2 protein-coding genes and 1 pseudogene are annotated in these 1,379 nt (G+C 56.9%); 1 reads left to right on the top strand and 2 read right to left on the bottom strand.

What is annotated here, in order from left to right:
- Together A3730_RS28485 and A3730_RS28480 are read right to left on the bottom strand one after the other, a co-directional pair.
- Window positions 1–279, bottom strand: a pseudogene (locus A3730_RS28485) (hypothetical protein); the annotation flags it as partial.
- A complete protein-coding gene (locus A3730_RS28480) occupies window positions 279–1,031 on the bottom strand; it encodes an SURF1 family protein (protein WP_063520109.1) in 753 nt (250 codons plus the stop codon). The gene A3730_RS28480 and the pseudogene A3730_RS28485, both read right to left, overlap by 1 nt.
- 235 nt (window positions 1,032–1,266) lie before the next feature.
- On the opposite strand from A3730_RS28480, the gene A3730_RS30740 reads away from it, so the two are divergent.
- Window positions 1,267–1,379 (top strand): DUF2909 family protein (locus A3730_RS30740; RefSeq protein ID WP_156501431.1); only part of this gene is annotated, 113 nt, incomplete at its 3' end.

The raw sequence follows: 1,379 nt of genomic DNA, 5'->3' as shown, positions 1-1,379 counted from the left end.
TACTTGATAATAGAGGCCGTTCTTGCAGCGGGTGTCGCAGTCTTCCCCGGCCACATAGAGCAGGGTCCACTGAGTGCTCATGTCATTGCCGTCGTAGGGTTGCTGGTTGCTGTCAGTGGCGTTCAGGCTTGCCATGTCGATGTGTGGAACCAGCAATTGGCCCTTGTTGACCTTGGGTAGCTCCTCGACATCAATCAGGAAACGCCCAGCCAGGAAAAACAGGACAAAAGGAGCAATGATGGCTAACAAAATGAACCTGTTTTTGGTCCGTGGAGTCATTACTGTTCCTCTCGCGTCTTGCGTGCTTTGCGCCAGTTTCGGAGTGCGGCGGCAACATATATCAGCAGGGCGGCCAGTGCCAGTGCGAACCACTGCAATGCGTAAGCCTTGTGTCGTTCCGGGCCTATCACCGTCACGTCCTGCCAGTGCCGGGGTAGCGGTGTGTTGCTGCCCAGCGCCAGTTCCGGGGTGACCCGGATTTCAAAGGGCGCCAATTCTACCCCAAGTTGTTCACCAATAGCGTCAAAATCCACTTTCTGAACCCGTAATGGCCACTGATTGTCGGGCAATGGCATGTCTTTCAGGACAAAAGCGTCGCGAGAAGGCCGATATACGGTTCCGGTGACGGTCTGGTTTCCAGTGATGGGGGCAATCTCCGGTAGCCTGCTGCGATCATTTCCCCGCGGGAGCCAGCCCCGGTTTACCAGCACCCAGCGTCCTTTGCGGGTTTCAAATGGGGTTAGCAAATGGTAGCCAGCCACCCCGTTCAGGGTACGGTTATCGAGCAACAGGTTGTGGGCGTTATCGAATTGACCAGAAAGGGAGGCGCGACGGTGCATGGGGTCATCGGCGGCTTGCAGGCTGGGCAAGTCTGCGGGCGGTAGAGTCGCTCGTTCGCTCTGCTCCGTGAGCCATTGGCGCTTTTCTTCTGCCCGTTCCAGCTGCCAGAAGGCCAGGCGCAGGCAGATTCCGGCAACAATTAGCGTTGCCAGCAGAGCGATCCAGGGCGCGCGACGTGGAGAGTGAGGCATGGTTATCTGCCCTCGTGACAGCAGTGTCATGGTCAAAACAGGGGGAGCCCGATCCATTGCTGCCAGTGCGCTGCCGATAGTACGTGCACTGGCAGTGTCGGCCATTACAATGCCTGCATAAAATGGCCGCATAACAATGGCGGCACATTGTACATAGCTGGCCGGGCTTTTCATCCAGGGAATCCGGGCGCTGTTTCTGATACGCCGTAATAACGGGTGCAAGGAGATAACGAGTATGTGGTGGGTAAAGCTGATTGTGGTGATTTTACTGCTGGCGGCAGTGATTTCTCTGGGGCGCGCGCTCATGTCTCTGGTGAAGGACCAGGGCAAGGAAGGCAAGACCATGCG

This window comes from Alcanivorax sp. HI0044, from assembly GCF_001634945.1.
Note: the sequence above shows the minus strand (reverse complement) of the source record. Positions and strands in the feature narration are given on the sequence as shown.

What these genes read in the sequence shown, in the direction of transcription:
- A3730_RS28480 (WP_063520109.1), bottom strand. Translation starts at nt 1,031, where the DNA reads ATGCCTCACTCTCCACGTCGCGCGCCCTGGATCGCTCTGCTGGCAACG.